The 18,165-nt window shown below is 63.2% G+C and carries 12 protein-coding genes; 9 read left to right on the forward strand and 3 right to left on the reverse strand.

Going from position 1 to position 18,165, the window contains the following annotated elements; all coding sequences use genetic code 11:
- The first annotated feature begins 22 nt into the window (after positions 1 to 22).
- The 4 genes from AC57B6_RS30280 to AC57B6_RS30295 all read left to right on the forward strand — a co-directional run bounded on the left by AC57B6_RS30280 (position 23) and on the right by AC57B6_RS30295 (position 6,175).
- Positions 23 to 1,093, forward strand: coding sequence for an ABC transporter ATP-binding protein (locus tag AC57B6_RS30280; RefSeq protein WP_030099958.1), 1,071 nt, complete (start codon positions 23 to 25; stop codon positions 1,091 to 1,093).
- A 376-nt stretch (positions 1,094 to 1,469) separates the two neighbouring features.
- Positions 1,470 to 2,750, forward strand: coding sequence for a dicarboxylate/amino acid:cation symporter (locus AC57B6_RS30285; RefSeq protein WP_183802826.1), 1,281 nt, complete (start codon positions 1,470 to 1,472; stop codon positions 2,748 to 2,750).
- 58 nt (positions 2,751 to 2,808) lie between these two features.
- Complete coding sequence (locus AC57B6_RS30290) at positions 2,809 to 4,806, forward strand: sensor histidine kinase (protein ID WP_278497868.1); 1,998 nt, start codon at positions 2,809 to 2,811, stop codon at positions 4,804 to 4,806.
- Positions 4,807 to 4,825: 19 nt separating this feature from the next.
- Entirely contained in the window at positions 4,826 to 6,175 is a 1,350-nt protein-coding gene (locus AC57B6_RS30295; RefSeq protein ID WP_035519517.1) for a sigma-54-dependent transcriptional regulator, read from the forward strand.
- A gap of 94 nt (positions 6,176 to 6,269) precedes the next feature.
- Here AC57B6_RS30295 and AC57B6_RS30300 read toward each other — a convergent pair whose 3' ends face one another.
- On the reverse strand, positions 6,270 to 6,812 hold the full coding sequence (locus tag AC57B6_RS30300) for a TlpA disulfide reductase family protein (protein WP_028199021.1): 543 nt from the start codon (positions 6,810 to 6,812) through the stop codon (positions 6,270 to 6,272).
- Between the two features lie 219 nt (positions 6,813 to 7,031).
- Here AC57B6_RS30300 and AC57B6_RS30305 point away from each other — a divergent pair, with 219 nt between their 5' ends.
- Together AC57B6_RS30305 and AC57B6_RS30310 are read left to right on the forward strand one after the other, a co-directional pair.
- Positions 7,032 to 7,649 carry a hypothetical protein gene (locus AC57B6_RS30305; RefSeq protein ID WP_028199022.1) on the forward strand — a complete coding sequence of 206 codons (618 nt, stop codon included), beginning with the start codon at positions 7,032 to 7,034 and terminating at the stop codon, positions 7,647 to 7,649.
- Between the two features lie 910 nt (positions 7,650 to 8,559).
- Positions 8,560 to 12,252, forward strand: a complete 3,693-nt coding sequence (locus AC57B6_RS30310) for an autotransporter outer membrane beta-barrel domain-containing protein (RefSeq protein ID WP_496422717.1) — start codon at positions 8,560 to 8,562, stop codon at positions 12,250 to 12,252.
- A gap of 49 nt (positions 12,253 to 12,301) precedes the next feature.
- Here AC57B6_RS30310 and AC57B6_RS30315 read toward each other — a convergent pair whose 3' ends face one another.
- Positions 12,302 to 13,909 (reverse strand): YifB family Mg chelatase-like AAA ATPase, encoded by a 1,608-nt coding sequence (locus AC57B6_RS30315; RefSeq protein WP_106352050.1) that lies wholly within the window; start codon positions 13,907 to 13,909, stop codon positions 12,302 to 12,304.
- Between the two features lie 120 nt (positions 13,910 to 14,029).
- On the reverse strand, positions 14,030 to 14,287 hold the full coding sequence (locus AC57B6_RS30320; protein ID WP_028199025.1) for an accessory factor UbiK family protein: 258 nt from the start codon (positions 14,285 to 14,287) through the stop codon (positions 14,030 to 14,032).
- A gap of 409 nt (positions 14,288 to 14,696) precedes the next feature.
- On the opposite strand from AC57B6_RS30320, the gene AC57B6_RS30325 reads away from it, so the two are divergent.
- From AC57B6_RS30325 to gshA, 3 genes are all read left to right on the forward strand, one after another.
- Complete coding sequence (locus tag AC57B6_RS30325; RefSeq protein ID WP_006048089.1) at positions 14,697 to 15,035, forward strand: P-II family nitrogen regulator; 339 nt, start codon at positions 14,697 to 14,699, stop codon at positions 15,033 to 15,035.
- A 43-nt stretch (positions 15,036 to 15,078) separates the two neighbouring features.
- Positions 15,079 to 16,587, forward strand: coding sequence for an ammonium transporter (locus AC57B6_RS30330; RefSeq protein WP_028199026.1), 1,509 nt, complete (start codon positions 15,079 to 15,081; stop codon positions 16,585 to 16,587).
- Positions 16,588 to 16,817: 230 nt separating this feature from the next.
- The gene (gene gshA, locus AC57B6_RS30335) at positions 16,818 to 18,107 is read left to right on the forward strand and encodes a glutamate--cysteine ligase (RefSeq protein ID WP_028199027.1); all 1,290 of its coding nucleotides are present in this window, start codon (positions 16,818 to 16,820) and stop codon (positions 18,105 to 18,107) included.
- Positions 18,108 to 18,165: the final 58 nt, after the last annotated feature.

Here is an 18,165-nt window from a genome sequence, read left to right on the forward strand (position 1 = left end):
TGACCGGGTAAGGCAGAGAATCATGGCATTCCTTGAGATAGAAAATCTGCATAAGGCCTTCGGGGCGAACACGGCGCTGCATCACTTCGACATGAAGATCGAGCGCGGCGAATTCATCACGTTTCTCGGACCGTCTGGCTGCGGCAAGACCACGGTGCTGCGGATGATCGCCGGTTTCGAAACGCCGACGCGCGGCACCATCCGGCTGGATAACAAGGACGTGACGCATTTGCGCACGCGGCAGCGCAAGGTCGGCATGGTGTTCCAGTCGTATGCGCTGTTTCCGAACATGACCGTGGCCGATAACATCGGTTTCGGCCTGAAGATCGCGCACCGTCCGCAGGCGGAGATCAGCAAGCGCGTCGAGGAGATGTTGCAACTGATCAAGCTGCCGCACCTGGGCGCGCGCTATCCGTGGCAACTGTCGGGCGGTCAGCAGCAGCGCGTGGCGCTGGCGCGCGCGCTCGCCGGCAAGCCCCAGGTGCTGCTGCTCGACGAACCGCTCTCCGCGCTCGACGCGAAGATTCGCATTTCGTTGCGGCAAGACATTCGGGCGTTGCAGCGTGAGTTGGGCATCACGTCGATTTTCGTCACGCACGATCAGGAAGAGGCACTGTCGATTTCGGACCGCATCGTGGTGATGAATGAGGGGCGCGTCGAACAGATCGGGTCGCCTTCGGAGATCTACAACTATCCGCGCACGCGCTTTGTCGCGTCGTTTGTCGGCACACTGAACATTCTCGCGGGGCAAGTGATCGACCCGAAATCCGGCAGGATGGTCGTCGACGGTCAGGAGTTGACCACTACGCAAGCTTTGCCGGCCGGCGACGCGGGCAAGCAACGCATGCTCGCGCTACGGCCTGAAGCCATCGTTCTGGAACCGGCCGCGCCGGGCCGCAATACGCTCAGCGCAATCGTCGAAGAAGTGAATTTTCTCGGCGCGGTGGTGCGCATCAGAACACGCGTGAAGGATGCGGTCATCTCACTCGATGTGTTCAATGATCCGAATCGCGGCTTGCCCGAACGTGGTCAACCGGTTTCGCTGGGTTTCTCGCACGAAAACCTGTTAGTGCTGGAAGAGGGCGGCGCATAGAAGTCAGACAGCCGCGCCCGACAAGCCTCTCCGGGTTTTCCCGGGGATGCCGCCGGTGCGGATTCCGGATTCCCCGACGCCCCTCGTCCGGATTTCCGGAATCCCGGACGGCGTGAGCGGTGGCACGCCAAAAAACCTATAAAAATCAAAGCGATTCGCTTCGCATCAAGCTGGCATCGACCTTGCAATTTAGAATCCGCGGCCGCAACGGTCCGACAACTAAAGCAAGGAGACAACGATGTCTGATTTCCCTTCCCGGTATTTCTGAATTCGTCGTCTTGTCGCGGCCTAATGCCGTGCACAAACGCGACGATCATTCGTTCGCATGGTGCGCAGCGTGGCAGGCCTTGAGCTCACCCATATCGCAGGAAACATCGTGAAGAAACCCATTCATAAAGTGCTGTACGTGCAGGTGATCGTCGCGATCATCATCGGCATTGCGCTCGGCCATTATTCGCCGGACTTTGCCGTCGACATGAAGCCGCTCGGTGACGGCTTCATCAAGCTGATCAAGATGGTGATCGGGCCGATCATCTTCTGTACGGTGGTGACGGGTATCGCCGGTATGGAAGACATGAAGAAGGTCGGGCGCGTCGGCGGCAAGGCGCTGCTGTACTTTGAAATCGTCTCGACGTTCGCGCTGGTGCTCGGCCTGATCGCGACGCACGTGCTGAAGCCGGGTGTCGGCTTCAATATCGATCCCGCTACGCTCGACGGCAAGGCGGTCGCATCGTACGCCGCGAAGGCGCACGGCCAGAGCACGGTCGAATTCCTGATGCACATCATTCCGGACACGCTCGTGTCGGCGTTCGCTCAGGGCGAAATCCTGCAGATCCTGCTGATCGCGTTGCTGTTCGGCGCGGTGCTGGCCACGGCTGGTGAGAAGGGCAAGGTCGTCACGAACTTCATCGAGGGAATCTCGCACGTGCTGTTCGGCATTGTCCGCATCATTACGAAGCTGGCGCCGATCGGCGCGTTCGGCGCGATGGCGTTCACGATCGGCAAGTACGGCATCGGCTCGTTGCTGCCGATGCTGAAGCTGATCGGCACGTTCTATCTGACCTCGATCGTGTTCGTGGTGGTCGTGCTCGGCATCATCGCGCGTGCGGTGGGCTTCAACATCCTGCGCTTTGTCGGCTACATCAAGGAAGAGATGCTGATCGTGCTCGGCACGAGCTCGTCGGAAGCCGCGCTGCCGCAACTGATGCTGAAGCTCGAAAAGCTCGGCTGCTCGCGCTCGGTGGTGGGCCTTGTAGTGCCGACCGGTTACTCGTTCAACCTCGACGGCACCAACATCTACATGACGATGGCCGTGCTGTTCATCGCTCAGGCAACCAACACCGACCTCACGTGGACCCAGCAACTCACGCTGCTGGCGGTGACCATGCTGACGTCGAAGGGCGCAAGCGGCGTGACGGGCGCGGGTTTCATCACGCTGGCCGCAACGCTCGCGGTGGTGCCGACCATTCCGCTGTCGGGCATGGTGCTGATTCTCGGGATCGACCGCTTCATGAGCGAATGCCGCGCTCTGACCAACATCGTCGGCAACGGCGTGGCGACGGTCGTGGTGTCGGCATGGGAAAAGGAACTGGACCGCAACAAGCTGAACGCCGCGTTGCGGGGTGACGTGGCGGTTAAGGAGCCGGCCGGCGTTTAAGCCGCGTACCGGCTACGACTCCCGCCAGCACGTCGATCACGGTCGCGGACGTTCAGGTATGAAAGCGTCCGCGCACCGTGATCCCGCGCCGTCGGCCGAGGAAGCTCGCGCCGGCGGCGCGCCGCCTTATGCCACAATAGCCGATCCACAAAGATCGGAAATTGCCAACGTGACGCGCCGCCTGCTGATCCTCTTCGCGCTCGTCGCCGGGCTCGTGGCGGCGTGCGGGCTCACTTACAGCATTGCGTGGCAAAGCGGCATCGACAACTTGCGGCGCAACGCCGCAGTGCGGGTCGATCGCACCACGAGCGCGCTGAAAAGCACACTCGAGCGCTACGAATCGCTGCCTTATCTGCTGGCCGAACATCCCATCGTGCAGGACGTGCTGGTCAATCCCACTCCCGCCAACGTCCAGCGCGCCAATCTCTATCTCGAAGACCTCAATCGCCACGCGCGGGCAACGGTCACCTACATCATTCCGCTCGACGGCTATTGCGTCGCTGCGAGCAACTGGCACGGGCCGGGCAGCTTCATCGGCGCGGGCTATCAATTCCGGCCGTATTTTCTCGATGCGGTGAAGGGCGGCGTGGGCCGCTTCTTCGGTATCGGCACGATTTCGCAGGCGCCAGGTTATTACATCTCGCAGCCGGTGCGGCGCGACGGCAGGATCGTCGGCGTGGCGGTCGTCAAACTCGATCTCGAATGGTTTCAGGGCGCGGATGCGTCCGAGCCGCTGGTGGTTACCGACGACCACGGCGTGATCTTTCTGTCGTCGGTGCCGGCGTGGAAATATCACACGATCCGGCCGCTCTCCGGACAGGTCGCCGATTCGATCTACCAGGCGCGTCAATATGCGCAGCAGCCGATTGCGCCACTGCCGGTGACGATCGAGCGCACGCTCGAAGGCAATGCGCAGATCGTGCGCATCGGCGGCGGCCGGTATGCGCCGCGCTATCTGGCGTCGCGGCGCGGCATGGGTGAGCCGGACTGGCATCTGATCACCATGTCGCCCGTCAGTCCGGTCGACGCCGACGCGCGCAACGCGACTATCGTTACCGGTTTCGGATATGTGTCGCTGGTCCTGCTCGCGTTCTACTGGAGAATGCGCCGCGCCCGCGTGCGCGAAGTGATGCGTAGCCGTTCACTGCTGCAAAAGGCCTATGCGGAATTGAACCAGCGCGTGGCCGAGCGCACCGCGGATCTCTCGCAGGCGAACGAACAGTTGCAGAAGGAAGTGGCCGAGCGAACGCGCGCCGAACAGGAGTTGCGCGCGGCGCACGATGAGCTGATCCAGGCGAGCAAGCTCGCCGCGTTGGGCCAGATGGCGGCCGGCATTACGCATGAATTGAATCAGCCGCTTGCGGCGCTGCGCGGGTTCTCCGACAACACGCGGGTGCTGCTCGAGCGCGGTGACCAGGCTGCGGCGCGCGAGAATCTCGAAGCGATCGCGGCGCTCACCGAACGCATGGGCAAGATCACCAATCAATTGAAGCTGTTCGTCGGGCGTGCCCGGCCGCGTAGCGCGCGTGCGCCGATCATGCGAGCGTTGCGCAACGTCGTCGCGCTGCTGCAAAAACGCCTGCAAGGCGTCGACGTCGAACTCGTGTTGCTCGATGCCGACACGGGCGTGCGTACATCGCTGAATCTGGCCGACGATCGCCCCGATCTTGTCGCCCATTGCGACGACCTGCGGCTCGAACAGGTGCTGATCAATCTGCTCGGCAACGCGCTCGACGCAACGGCGGGAATGACACCCCCGCGCATCTGGGTCGAGGTTGAAGCCACCGAGTCGAGCGTCTCGTTCGCGGTGCGCGACAACGGCCCCGGCATTCCCGACGACGTGCTGCCGCGTCTGTTCGAACCATTTTTCACGACGAAGGAAATGGGTCAGGGGCTGGGACTCGGTCTGGCGATTTCATCGTCGATTGCGCGCGACTGCGGCGGCACGCTGGTAGCGGGCAACGCGCCGGACGGCGGTGCATTATTCGTATTGACGCTGCGCCGCGCGCGCGTGCAGACGAGCCATACTTCGGACCCGCTTATCGCCGGTTCCTGAATCAAATGAGAACGACATGCTGAACCACGGCCTGCAAGTGCTGTACATCGAAGACGACGAACTGGTGCGCCGCGCCAGCGTGCAGAGTTTGCAACTCGCGGGCTTCGACGTGATTGGCCATGCGTCGGTGGAATCCGCGGCGAAAATGATTAGCGCGGATTTCTCCGGAGTGATCGTCAGCGATATTCGCTTGCCAGGCGCAAGCGGTCTCGAACTGCTCGCGCAGTGCCACGAGCGTGCGCCCGACGTGCCGGTGATTCTGGTTACCGGTCACGGCGATATTTCGATGGCCGTGCAGGCGATGCGCGACGGTGCGTATGACTTCATCGAAAAGCCGTTCGCCTCCGAGCGTCTGATCGAAACCGTGCGGCGTGCGCTGGAGCGCCGCAAGCTGGTGCTTGAGAATCTCGCGTTGCGCCGTGAACTGGCCGGGCAGAACTCGGTGGCGCCGCGCATCATTGGCCGTAGTCCCGCGATCGAGCAGGTGCGCCGGCTGATCGCGAATGTCGCGCCGACCGACGCGTCAGTGTTGATCAACGGCGACACCGGTGCGGGCAAGGAGTTGATCGCGCGCAGTCTGCATGAACTGTCGCCGCGGCGGGACAAACCGTTTATCGCGGTGAACTGCGGCGCGCTGCCGGAGCAGATGTTCGAGTCGGAAATGTTCGGCTACGAACCCGGCGCATTCACCGGTGCGGCCAAGCGCCGGATCGGCAAGCTCGAACATGCTTCGGGCGGCACGTTGTTCCTCGACGAAATCGAAAGCATGCCGCTCGCGTTGCAGGTCAAGTTGCTGCGTGTGTTGCAGGACGGCGTGCTGGAACGGCTTGGCTCGAATCAGCCGATTCGCGTGAATTGCCGCGTGGTGGCGGCCGCGAAGGGCGACATGGCTGAGCATGTCGCGGACGGTTCGTTTCGTCGCGATTTGCTGTACCGGCTGAACGTGGTGACGATCGCGCTGCCGCCTTTGGGTGAGCGGCGCGAGGACATCGTGCCGTTGTTCGAACACTTTCTGCTGGATGCCGCGGTGCGTTATCAACGCCCCGCGCCGATTCTCACGGACCGGCAGCGCGCGAGCCTGATGCAGCGAGAATGGCCGGGCAATGTGCGCGAACTGCGCAACGCCGCCGATCGTTTCGTGCTCGGTGTGGCCGACGATCCAGTCATGTCTTTCGCGGACGATAGCGTAGCGGCGCAACCGTTAAAGGAACGTGTCGAGCAATTCGAGCGGGCGGTGATCGCGGAGGCGCTGGAGCAGGCCGGCGGCGTCGTCGCGCTGGCGGCGGACAAGCTTCAGCTTGGGAAGGCGACGCTCTACGAGAAGATCAAACGATATGGCCTCGCGGCCAAGGGAGAAGGGGAGCGGTGAGGATTTGATGCGCCGGCAGCAGGGCGCATGCCGGCGCGGGTGAAGCGATTTGAGGGGATCTTCAAAGCGTTGACGGACCGCGCGAGCGTTGCGCTCAGGCTGCCTTCAGCGCTTTTTCCAGTAGCTCGTCGAGTTCCGCGAATTGCGGTTCGCCGACATAACGCTTCAGGATCTTGCCGTCCTTGTCCACGAGGAAGGTGGTGGGCGTGAGCTGCACATTGCCGAACTCCTTGGCGGCCGAGCCGTCGTCCATTGCAACCTTGAACGGCAACTGGCGCGTTTGCGTGTAGTTGGTCACGTACATGGGCGCGTCGTAGTTCATGGCGACCGCGACAAACTCCAGACCTTGACCTTTGAAGCGGTTATAGGTCTGAACCATTTGCGGCATTTCTTTCATGCAGGTGTCGCAGCTCGTGGCCCAGAAGTTGACCAGATAGACCTTGCCCTTCAGGTCGGCGGTGGAAATCTTCTGGCCCGACAACAGCGTGAAGGTGGCATCGGGCACGCGCTGCTGGCCGGCGAACGCGAAATAGCCTGCAACCGCCAGCGCAACCGCCACGACAGCGATGATCACAATGCGAAGCGGATTGGCGCGCCGTGCTGCTGGAGACGTGGCGGAAACGGTGGTGGTGCTCATGAACGGAACCTCGAGAGTCGCGCGGAACGCGCGGGACAGTGCGTCGGGTTGGAGCCGAACGGCCGGGACTTTCGGGCCACATCACTTTCGGAATGCGCCGCTTGAATGTCCGCCGATTTGGGTTTCGCTATTGTAGCCGTATTCGTTCCGTGCGGCAGGCGGGCGCGGCGAGCGGATAATAAGGGTTTTACGACTTCGTCAGGCTGGTCTTCCGTCCCTATGCGCCAACCCGTATTTCGCCGTTTCACCCCTCGTCTTTGCCGTCTCCCCGCTGCTCATCACGCTTTACGGCCGGCAGGCCGCTCGCCGTGGCGCACAGCCGCCTGCGCACTGGCGCTGGCCGCCACGCTGTGCGCATGCTCGCCGACTTACGATTGGCGCACCGTCATGAACAACGACAACGGCTACACCGTGGACTTGCCGGCCAAGCCGGGCAACGACCAGCGCGCGGTGCAGATCGACGGCACCGCCATGCAGATGGCGATGCAGACCGCCGAAGCCGGCGACGCGGTATTTGCAGTGGGCACGGTGATGCTGCCAAACGACGACCCGCAAACCCAGCGCGCCGCGCTCGAATTCCTGCGCACGGGCCTGGCGCGCAATGTGGGCGTCGCACCCGAGGCTCACGCCGTGCAGATTCCGCTCGCCGCAGGCGGTCAGGTGTTGGGGCTCGAAATGAATCTGAGCGGTGCGGCCGGCTCGAAGCACGAATCGCGGCTTGTCTACGCGCGAATCGTCGCGCGCAACCGTCACGTTTATCAGGCGGCCATCATTGCTTCGAAGCCACTCCCGCCGGAGCAGATCGACCAGTTTTTCACATCGTTCAAGCTGTACTAGAACCGGTAGTTTTGGCCGACCTCGGCGTCTCGGATAAGCGGTGACATTGAAAGTTCATTCGCAGCATCACGCGCTAATTACCGGTTTACGTTGAGGTTTTTGGTTTGGCTACGCAGCCTGTGGATAACTCTGTTGAGAAGTCCGGCTGTTTGGTCGCACAAGGCCGTCTGGCGGGCCTTCTGCTAGTTTTTCGAGTCGGCGCCACGCCAAAAAAAGTCAATTGAATCAAGGCACTTCCCGGCGAGCACTTCATTCGCCTTTCAGTTGTTTCAAAATCTATCTGGAACGGGCCTGTGTGCATAAGTCAAGTCTTGACAGCGATTTTTTTCGTCATCAGGCAGTTTGTGCACGATGTATCGTTCGATCTTTTCCACAGGGGTTTTGCCCGATGTGCGTGACGGCCAGCGGCATTGTTTGAAATCCGTTTTAGTGGTGCCAGCGAGCGTAATACGAGTATTCGTCGGAATTCGATGCTCCTTGCATGGCGTGCGGCTTGTTCTTTCTTAAATCACATAGTAAGTTTCGAGAAAGGTGTTTCCTGATTCGCCAATCCTGAGCTAACGTCATTCACGTCAATTCTGATTGATGCGCATTGGGTTTATTCGAACCGGTTATTGCTGATCAAGCTTCACAACGGTGAGCGAGGCTCCGTTGTAGTACGGAAATAGCTTGTATGAACGGCTGGTTAGGGGATTTATCATCTGTCCAGCCGCCCAGTCATGACGTGATTTCCTGAACGATAACAATGAAAAAATCAAAAAATGTTGCTGGAGAAGCGCAGTTATTTGACGGAATTCATTTAAACATAAGACGGCAATTCGGCGAGTCGGATAAAAACCCTATTCCTGATCGCCATTCAACCCGTCTGAGCCGACATCGCACCTGCCTGCCAAGGCTGGCTCTGCGGCCCTTGCCGCTTTGCCTGATTGCTGCTTCCGTCACGGCGCCGTGCGCCAGCGCGCAGGTCGTCATTCCGCCCTCCAGCAGCACGATTCAACTCCAGACCTTGAGCCCCGGCGCGTCCCGGTTCGACGCACCGAGCGGCACGGTCGTCAACGCCGCCTCGGGCGACGGCGTTAGCGGCTCGAACGCGCAGAACTGGACGCTGAGCAACGAAGGATCGATCAGCGGCGCCGCCAACGGCGTCAATCTGTCCTCGGCAGCGGCCAACGGCGCGCGGGTGGACAACTACGGCAGCGTGCAGGGCGGCGCGAGCAGCGGCATCGCGATGTCGAACGGCGGCACCGTCTATAACCATGCGGGCGCTTCGGTGTCGGGCGCGCAAAACGGCGTCTACATGGCTGTGGACGGCGGCGCCGTGAGCAACGACGGCACGATCAGCGCGAACGCTGCGTCGGGCACGGCGGTCAATTTCATCTCGGGTGGCAGCTTCGCGCAAGGCGCGAGCGGTCTCATCAGCGGTTTCACGGGCATCGCGTCGAATGGCGGCAGTTTCGTGGGGACCAATGCGGGGACCGTCGCCGTTACGGGTGTTGCCCTGAGCATAGGTGGCGGTAGCCTGGAGGGTACCTTCACCAATCATGTCGGCGCCACGTTGCAAACCAGCGGCAACGTAAATGCCGTGGAATTCGCCGGCAATACGTTCGGCACGTTGGTCAACAACGGCACGATCACGTCCCACGCCACCGGTTCGAGTGCGGGCGTATGGGTTGGCAGCAATGCTTCGGCGGAAATCGACAATGCCGGCGGCACGATCGCCGGTCCGATCGGCTTGCTGATCACCGGGGTTGGGAGCGTGGTCAACAATTCCGGCACGCTTACCGGCACCGGCGGGACCGCTATCTCCGTCACGGGCAGCGGCAATCTGATCACGCTCGACACGGGATCGGTGCTCAACGGCGATCTGGTGGTTGCCGCCGGCACGGCGGGCAACAAGCTTTCGCTGAAAGGAACGGGCAACGAGGACAGCAGTCTCGTCGGCCTCGCCGGACTGACCATGGCGGGCACGAACTGGCTGCTGAGCGGCAACGTGTCCACCACCGGCACCACGGCGGCTGCCACCACGGTGCGCAGCGGCACGTTGACCATCACCGGGGCGCTGAGCAACAACGGCGTGGGCGGCGGCACGACGATCAACGCGGGAGGGACGCTGCAGATCGGCAATGGCGGGACGACGGGCAGCGTGAGCGGCAACATCGTCGATAACGGTGCGCTGATCTTCAACCGGGCCGACGCGGTGAACATCGGCACCGTGATCAGTGGTTCGGGTGCGGTGGCGCAGGCGGGTAGCGGCACGCTGACGCTGACGTCCGCGAATTCGTATACGGGCGGCACGTATTTCAACGCCGGCACGACGAAGGTGACGTCGGATGCGAATCTAGGCGGTGTGTCCGGCGCGCTCGTCTTCAATGGTGGCGCACTGCAGGCCGCGGCGTCGCTCGCCAGTGCGCGGGCCGTGACGCTCAATAGCGTCGGCTCGATCGACACCCAGGCGTACACCGTTACGCTGAGCGGTCCCATTGGCGGCGCCGGGGCGCTGATCAAGCAGGGCCTCGGGACTTTGCTGCTCACCGGGCAAAACAGCTTCACCGGCACCACGACCGTCGCGGCCGGCACACTGCAGATCGGCGACGGCGGCACGAGCGGCACACTGACGGGCGACGTCGTGAATGACGGCGCGCTGGTTTTCAACCGCGCGGATACGCTCGGTTACAGCGGCGCGATCAGCGGTAGCGGATCGCTATTGCAGGCAGGCGCGGGCACGCTCGTTCTCACCGGCGACGTCGCCCATACCGGCGGTACGACCATCGACGGCGGCACGCTGCAGATCGGCAACGGCGGCACGCGCGGCAGCCTCGCCGGCAACGTGGTGAACGACGGCACACTGGTTTTCGACCGCTCGGACACGCTCGTGTATGGCGGCGTTGTCAGTGGTAGCGGCGCGGTGGCGCAGAGCGGAACCGGCACCCTGATCCTGAATAGCGTGCAGACGTACACGGGCAACACGAACGTGACGGCGGGCGCGTTGGTGATCGGCGACGCGTCGCATTCCGATGCACAACTGGCGGGCGCGGGTGCGATCAGTGTGGCGGAGGGGGCCGCGCTCGGCGGCTACGGCAAGGTGAACGGTTCCGTGCTGAACATGGGAATGATTGGCGTCGGCAACACGTTGCCCGCGCTCGCCGGCGGGCCCGACGCTACCTTCACGATCGCGGGAGATCTGGATAACCACGGCACGCTCACGCTGGCCAACGGCGTGACGGGCGACCGTCTGGTGGTGGGCGGAACCTATACCTCGAATGGCGGCAAACTCCTGCTCGACAGCGTGCTGGACAAGGGAGGCGCGACATCGCAGAGCGACATGCTGGTGGCGAATGCGGTCAGTGTCGGGACGGGCGGCGCCACGCATGTGAGCGTGCAACACGTGGGCGGCGCGGGCGCCTATACGCCGGAAGACGGCATCCGCCTCGTGCAGGTGAACGACGCCGGCCGCTCGGCTGCCGGCGCTTTCGTGCTCGACGGACGGGCCGTCGCCGGGCCTTACGAATACCGGCTGTTTCAGGGTGGTGTGGCCAATCCGAACGACGGTCAGTGGTATTTGCGCTCGGAGAAGCCCGAGCCGCCGCCGCCGCCTCCTCCTCCGCCTCCTCCGCCTCCGCCGCCTCCGCCCACGCCGGCGAAGCTGCTACGTCCGGAGGTGGGCGTCTATATGGGCAATCAGTACGCAGCGCAGACCATGTTCCTGCTGACGCAGCATGACCGCACAGGCGATCCGCAATCTCCGGACGGCGCGCGTGCGAACGGCGGCGCGCCCGTGGCGGCGGGTTGGGCGCGGGTGTCGGGGGCGAGCCTGCGCAGCCAGGCAGCCGGCGGCGAACTGAGCGTCAACACGCAAGGCGAAGTGTTGCAGGCAGGCGGCGACGTAGCGCAGTGGACCGGCTGGCGTGGCGTGGATCGCATTCACGCGGGGCTGATGGCGGCTTACGGCAACATGCGCACGAATGCTAGCGCGGACGGCAACCCGTACGATGCGCACGGCCAGGTGAACGGCTACGCCGTGGGCGCTTATGCAACCTGGTTCGCCAATGAAAAAAGCCGGCTCGGCGCTTACGTGGACAGTTGGGTGCAATACGGCAACTTCAACAATCAGGTCCAGGGCGCCTTGTTGCCGGGCGAACAGTACAGCGCCCACAGCTGGACGGGCTCGCTCGAGCTGGGCTATGCCATCCAGCCATTCGGCAACGACTGGGTGATCGAGCCACAAGGCCAGTTTATCTACACCGACTACAACGCCGGCACCCATACCGAGGTCAACGGCACGACGGTCACCGACAACCGCTCGGGCGGCATCACGACACGTCTCGGCGCACGCCTTTACCGAGATTTCGCGCGTGCGGGCGGCGATGTGATTCAGGCTTCGTTCGAAGCCAACTGGTGGTACAACAACCGCCAGAACGCCATCTCGATGGACGGCGTGACCATCGCGTTCGACGGCGTGCCGCACAACGCCGCCGAACTGAAAGCCGGTCTGCAATACCGGTTCGCTCGCGGCTGGCAAACGTGGGGCAACGTGTCGTGGGGCTTTGCGAGCAGCAGCTATCAGCGGCTCGCCGGGATGGCGGGCGTGAAGTACACGTGGTGACGTGGTGCGGCTCCGGTCGAAGCGCCAGCGGCACGGAAGACGTGCCGCCTCACTGCGCCGCGAATACCCGCCGGTACTGAACGGCTTCTCCGATGTGACTTACCTCCGGCATGTCCGCGCCGGCCAGATCGGCGACGCTTCGCGCCACCTTCAGCACGCGGTAGTACGCGCGCGCAGACCAGCCGAAGCGCTCGCCGGCCTCTCGCAGCAGGGCTTCGCCGGCGGCGTCGAGCCGGCAGACATCGTCTACCTCCCGGCCGCTCAACTCGCGGTTGGTCTTGCCTTGTCGCGCGAGTTGCCGGGCGCGCGCCGTATTGACGCGCGCCGCGATAGTCGCGCTTGCCTCGCCGCACACATCGGAACGTGCCGACAACTCGGCGGGCGTGAGCGCGGGAATTTCCAGCTGGATATCGATGCGATCGAGCAGCGGTCCGGATAGCTTGCGCAGATAGCGCGCGGCGATGTCGGGCGTGCAGCGGCACCGGCCGCCCGGGTCGCCGCGCCAGCCGCACGGGCAGGGATTCATTGCAGCGATCAGCTGGCACGCTGCTGGAAAATCCGCCTGCAACGCCGCGCGTGAGATCGTGATGCGGCTCGCTTCCAGCGGTTCGCGCAAGGTTTCCAGCACGTGACGGTCGAATTCAGGCAATTCGTCCAGAAACAGCACGCCGAGATGCGCCAGCGTGATTTCGCCGGGCTGCGGCGGATTGCGTCCGCCCACGAGCGCTGCCGCGCTCGACGAATGATGCGGCGCGCGAAACGGCCGCTGCCGCCACTGCGACGGTGAAAAGCCGGCGCGGCTCGCGGACAGCAAGGCGGCCGAGGTGAGCGCTTCGTCGTCCGTCATGGTGGGCAGGAGGCCGGGCAGCCGTGCCGCCAGCATCGACTTGCCGGCGCCCGGCGGCCCGACCAGCAACACGTGATGACCGCCGGCCGCCGCCACTTCGAGCGCGCGGCGTGCGCCGCGCTGGCCGATCACGTCCGCCATGTCCGGCACTACGGATGGAGTGAAGCCGCTCAGGTCGGGCGCCGGAACCGGACGGAGCTGCCCGTCGGGCGCGCCGTTGAGATGGGCGCACAGCGTGGGAAGGTCCGTGGCACCGTACACATCCACGCCGGGCACCAGCGCCGCTTCCGCCGCGCTCGCCGCCGGCAGATAAAGCTGGGGCGTGCGCGCAGGCTGGGGTGAAGCGGCCGTGGCCGGGCAAGCCGAGGCCATGGCGATGTCTTCGAACGATGTCAGCGCGCCGGGCGCCCTGCCGCTGCGCGCCGTGCCGCACGCCATGGCGAACGCGCCGCGCATGGGGCGCAACGCACCGGTGAGAGACAACTCACCGGCAAATTCGCGATGCAGCAGCGACTCCGCCGGAATCTGCCCGCTGGCGGCGAGGATGCCGAGCGCGATGGGCAAATCGAAGCGACCCGATTCCTTGGGCAAATCGGCGGGCGCGAGATTGACGGTGATACGCCGCACGGGGAAATCGAAGCTGCAGTTCTGCAGTGCCGCGCGTACGCGCTCACGGCTTTCGCGCACTTCCAGATCGGGGAGGCCGACGATCGAAAAAGAGGGTAATCCGTTCGCGAGGTGAACCTCGACGGTTACTTCGGGCGCGCGGCCAGAGGCCGGCGCGCGACTGCGCACCACGGCAAGCGACATGTTTTCTCCCGTCGGACGGCACGCACAGGCGCGCGCGAGTCCCCTAAAACGCTGATGACGTCACGGCTCGCTTGCCAGTGATGTGCAGCACTGCGCAGCTACAACGCTGCGCGCAAAGCCTCAGGACGTTTGCGTCGTGACCGGCAGCTTCTGCTCTAGCTCGGCGACGCGGCGCTCCAGCTCTTCGAGGCGCGCGCGGGTGCGTACCAGCACCTGCGTCTGCGTATCGAATTCCTCACGCGTGACCAGGTCGAGCTTGGAAAAGCCCTGCGACAGCATCGCTTTCACGTTGCGTTCGACATCTTTGGCCGGCGAGTTCTTGAACAGCTCGCTCATACGAGCCTGCAAATCGTTAAAGACATCGTTCGGTTGTTTCATGGTGTTCCCCTTGATGCACAAAAAATGTGCATGTTTCGTTACGTCTGTGCTTTGGTCCGGCGAATGGTTCGTCTTGGTGCATGGGCGATTACCTGCCGCTGCCGCGTGAGCCCGTTTGGTGCGCGCTCAAACGTTAAATGCCTTCGAACACTCTAGCAACGATCCATACGCCGCGCCACCGTGCCCCGCCAACGTTGGCCGTTCAGCCAGGGCCGCTTGGGCCCCTTTCGCAGCGAGCCCCGGACGAAGTCTGACACAACATGGCATGCGAGTTGCTGTTACTGCCCCGCGCGCACTGCCGGGTGCTTTTACCGGCGTCGGAACGAGACCACGCGAACGGATTACAGGTAAGCAAACAGGGTACGCAACGGGTTACGCAAACGGGTTACGCAACTTAGCGAGGGATTTCATGAAACTCATTACCGCAATCATCAAGCCGTTCAAGCTCGATGAGGCGCGCGAAGCCTTGTCGGCCATCGGCGTCTCGGGCATCACGGTGACGGAAGTCAAAGGCTTCGGTCGTCAGAAGGGCCACACGGAACTCTATCGGGGCGCTGAATACGTCGTCGATTTCCTGCCGAAGGTGAAGATCGAGGCGGCTGTCTCGGACGACATCGTCGATCAGGCGATCGAGGCGCTCGAGCGCGCGGCACGCACCGGCAAGATCGGCGACGGCAAGATTTTCGTCACCCCGATCGAGCAGGTGATTCGGATTCGCACCGGGGAGACCGGCGCGGACGCTCTGTAACACCAAAAGATAGCGACACAGATAGCGACAAGAGGAAATGAAGATGCGCAAATTAATGATGTCCTTGCTGATGGCCGGTTCGCTGCTCGCGGGCGGTATCGGCGCCGCCCTCGCGGACGACGCTTCCGCCCCCGCAGCCGCCTCGGCAGCGGCTTCCGATACGACGGCGAGCGCGCCGGCACCGGACGCCTCGGCAGCACCTGCTGCCGCCGCCGCTTCGGCACCGGCCGCTGACGCGTCCGCCGCACCGGCTGCCAGCGCCGCCGCAGCCGCGCCGGCAGCCTCGGACGCCGCACCTGCCGCACCGACCGCGCCGTTCTCGGTCGATTCGTCGAAGATCAATTCGGGCGACACCGCCTGGATGCTGACCTCCACCGCGCTCGTGCTGTTCATGACGATCCCGGGTCTGGCGCTGTTCTACGGCGGCATGGTCCGCAAGAAGAACGTGCTCGCGATCCTGATGCAGAGCTTCGCGATTACCTGTCTGGTGTCGATCATCTGGGTCGTGATCGGCTATACCCTCGCGTTCACGCCGGGCAACTCGTTCATCGGCGGCTTCTCGCGCTTCTTCATGGCGGGCATGAACTACATCAAGGGCGACAAGGCGACCACGCTGACGGTCAGCCACCTCGCGCCGACGATCCCGGAAACGGTCTACGTCGTCTATCAGATGACGTTCGCGATCATCACCCCGGCGCTGATCACGGGTGCGTTTGCAGACCGTATGAAGTTCTCGGCAATGCTGGTGTTCATGACGCTGTGGTCGATCATCGTCTACTCGCCGATCGCGCACATGGTCTGGGAACCGACCGGCTGGCTGGCTAGCGCGGGCATCCTCGACTTCGCGGGCGGCACGGTGGTGCACATCAATGCCGGTATCGCGGCGCTGGTCTGCGCGCTGGTGCTCGGCAAGCGTATCGGCTACGGCAAGGAAGCGATGGCGCCGCACAACCTGACGCTCACGCTGATCGGTGGCGCCATGCTGTGGGTGGGCTGGTTCGGCTTCAATGCGGGTTCGGCAGTGGCGGCAGACGGCCGTGCCGGTTTCGCGATGTTCGCAACGCAAGTGGCAACCGCGGCAGCAGCACTGGCATGGATGTTCGCTGAATGGGCAACCAAGGGTAAGCCGTCGGTACTCGGTATCGTGTCGGGTGCCGTGGCAGGTCTGGTGGCGATTACGCCGGCTTCGGGCTTCGTCGGTATGGCGGGTTCGCTGGTGATCGGCATCGCGGCAGGCGTGATCTGCTTCTGGTCGGCCACGTGGCTCAAGCACAAGCTCGGTTACGACGATTCGCTCGACGCGTTCGGCGTGCACTGCATCGGCGGTATCGTGGGTGCGCTGCTGACCGGCGTGTTCGCGGTCAAGGACATTGGCGGCGCGGACGGCAGCGTGATCCTGCAAGCCAAGGGCGTGCTGACGACGCTGATCTACAGCGGCGTGGTGAGCTACATCCTGCTGAAGATCATCGACATGACGATGGGCATCCGCGTGACGGAAGAAGAGGAACGCGAAGGTCTGGACGTCAGCCTGCACGGCGAACACGTCGAATAAGAATTCCCCTGCAAGCTCCAGGGGCTTGCGGGTCAGAAATAAGCGCAGCGACTTTGGCCCGCCTTTATGGCGGGCTTTTTTATTGCGACCCGTCTTGTGAACAGCAGATTTCCCTGCCTATCATCACGATAGTGAGAATGCATTCGCGTCCGCTTGCGAATGGAGAAACCGTCCCCAAATGGACAAAGCATTTGCTCTACAATCTTTTTTCTCCAGTCTGCGAGTGATCAATGGTTCCGCACCTAGTTACGGCGTTAAACGGCCCGCTGCTCGATCTCGAGCGGAAGATCCTCGACGCTACGCCCGCCATCGAACGCTGGTTCCGGCTTGAATGGCAGGAGCACACGCCGCCGTTCTACTGTTCGGTCGATCTGCGTAACGCGGGGTTCAAACTCGCACCGGTCGACACCAATCTGTTTCCCGGCGCATTCAACAATCTGCCGCAGGAAGTGCTGCCGCTCGCCGTGCAGGCCGCGATGGCGTCGATCGAGAAGATCTGCCCGGACGCGAAGAATCTGCTGGTGATCCCCGAGCGCCATACGCGCAACGCGTTTTATCTCGAGAATGTTGCCCGTCTGGCGGCGATCATGCGCCAAGCCGGCCTGAACGTGCGCTTCGGCACGCTCGACGAAAGCATCGTCGGCCCGGTCACGATTGCCTTGTCCGACGGCCAGAAGCTGGTGCTCGAACCGCTCGAGCGGTCGCAGCGGCGCCTCGGTCTGAAGAATTTCGACCCGTGTTCGATTCTGCTGAACAATGACCTGTCGGGCGGCATTCCGCCGGTGCTCGAAAATCTGCATGAGCAGTATTTGCTGCCGCCGCTGCACGCCGGCTGGGCCGTGCGCCGCAAATCGACGCATTTCTCCTGCTATGACGACGTCGCGAAGAAGTTCGCGAAAATGGTCGAAATCGATCCGTGGATGATCAATCCGTACTTCGCGCATGTCGAAGGGGTCGATTTTCAGGAACGCACGGGTGAAGAAGCGCTGGCCGATGCGATCGACGGCGTGCTCAAGAAGATCGCCAAAAAGTATCGCGAGTACGGTATTTCCGAGAAACCGTATGTCGTCATCAAGTCGGATGCGGGCACTTACGGCATGGGCGTGATGACCGTGCACGACGCGTCGGAAGTGGCCGCGCTGACCAAGCGCGAGCGCGCCAAGATGGCCGCCACCAAAGACGGCCTCGAAGTGCATGACGTGATTGTGCAGGAAGGCGTGTACACCTTCGAGCGGATCGGCGAGGAAGTCGCCGAGCCGGTCGTGTATATGATCGACCGTTACGTGGTCGGCGGCTTCTACCGCGTGCACGGCAGCCGCGAGCGCGATCAGAATCTGAACGCACCGGGCATGCATTTCGTGCCGCTCGGCTTCGAGCATACGGCGCTGCCGGATGCTCATGCCAAGCCCGGCGCAGCGGTGCCGAACCGCTTCTATATGTACGGCGTGGTGGCGCGACTCGGGTTGCTGGCCGCATCGGTCGAACTGGAAAAGACCGATCCGGAAGCGATTCAGGTTTAAATCTCGCGAGAGGGGCAATGGCGGCGTGCGTGCCGCCGTCGCCATTTTCGCCGACCCT

This window comes from Paraburkholderia sp. BGA-UO-ETr-F12, from assembly GCF_059567945.1.

Excerpts from the sequence above, each read along its gene's own strand:
- AC57B6_RS30280 (WP_030099958.1), top strand. The coding sequence starts at position 23 with ATGGCATTCCTTGAGATAGAAAATCTGCATAAGGCCTTCGGGGCGAAC.
- AC57B6_RS30290 (WP_278497868.1), top strand. The coding sequence starts at position 2,809 with ATGAAAGCGTCCGCGCACCGTGATCCCGCGCCGTCGGCCGAGGAAGCT.
- AC57B6_RS30300 (WP_028199021.1), bottom strand. The coding sequence starts at position 6,812 with ATGAGCACCACCACCGTTTCCGCCACGTCTCCAGCAGCACGGCGCGCC.
- AC57B6_RS30305 (WP_028199022.1), top strand. The coding sequence starts at position 7,032 with ATGCGCCAACCCGTATTTCGCCGTTTCACCCCTCGTCTTTGCCGTCTC.
- AC57B6_RS30315 (WP_106352050.1), bottom strand. The coding sequence starts at position 13,909 with ATGTCGCTTGCCGTGGTGCGCAGTCGCGCGCCGGCCTCTGGCCGCGCG.
- AC57B6_RS30320 (WP_028199025.1), bottom strand. The coding sequence starts at position 14,287 with ATGAAACAACCGAACGATGTCTTTAACGATTTGCAGGCTCGTATGAGC.
- AC57B6_RS30325 (WP_006048089.1), top strand. The coding sequence starts at position 14,697 with ATGAAACTCATTACCGCAATCATCAAGCCGTTCAAGCTCGATGAGGCG.
- AC57B6_RS30330 (WP_028199026.1), top strand. The coding sequence starts at position 15,079 with ATGCGCAAATTAATGATGTCCTTGCTGATGGCCGGTTCGCTGCTCGCG.
- gshA (WP_028199027.1), top strand. The coding sequence starts at position 16,818 with ATGGTTCCGCACCTAGTTACGGCGTTAAACGGCCCGCTGCTCGATCTC.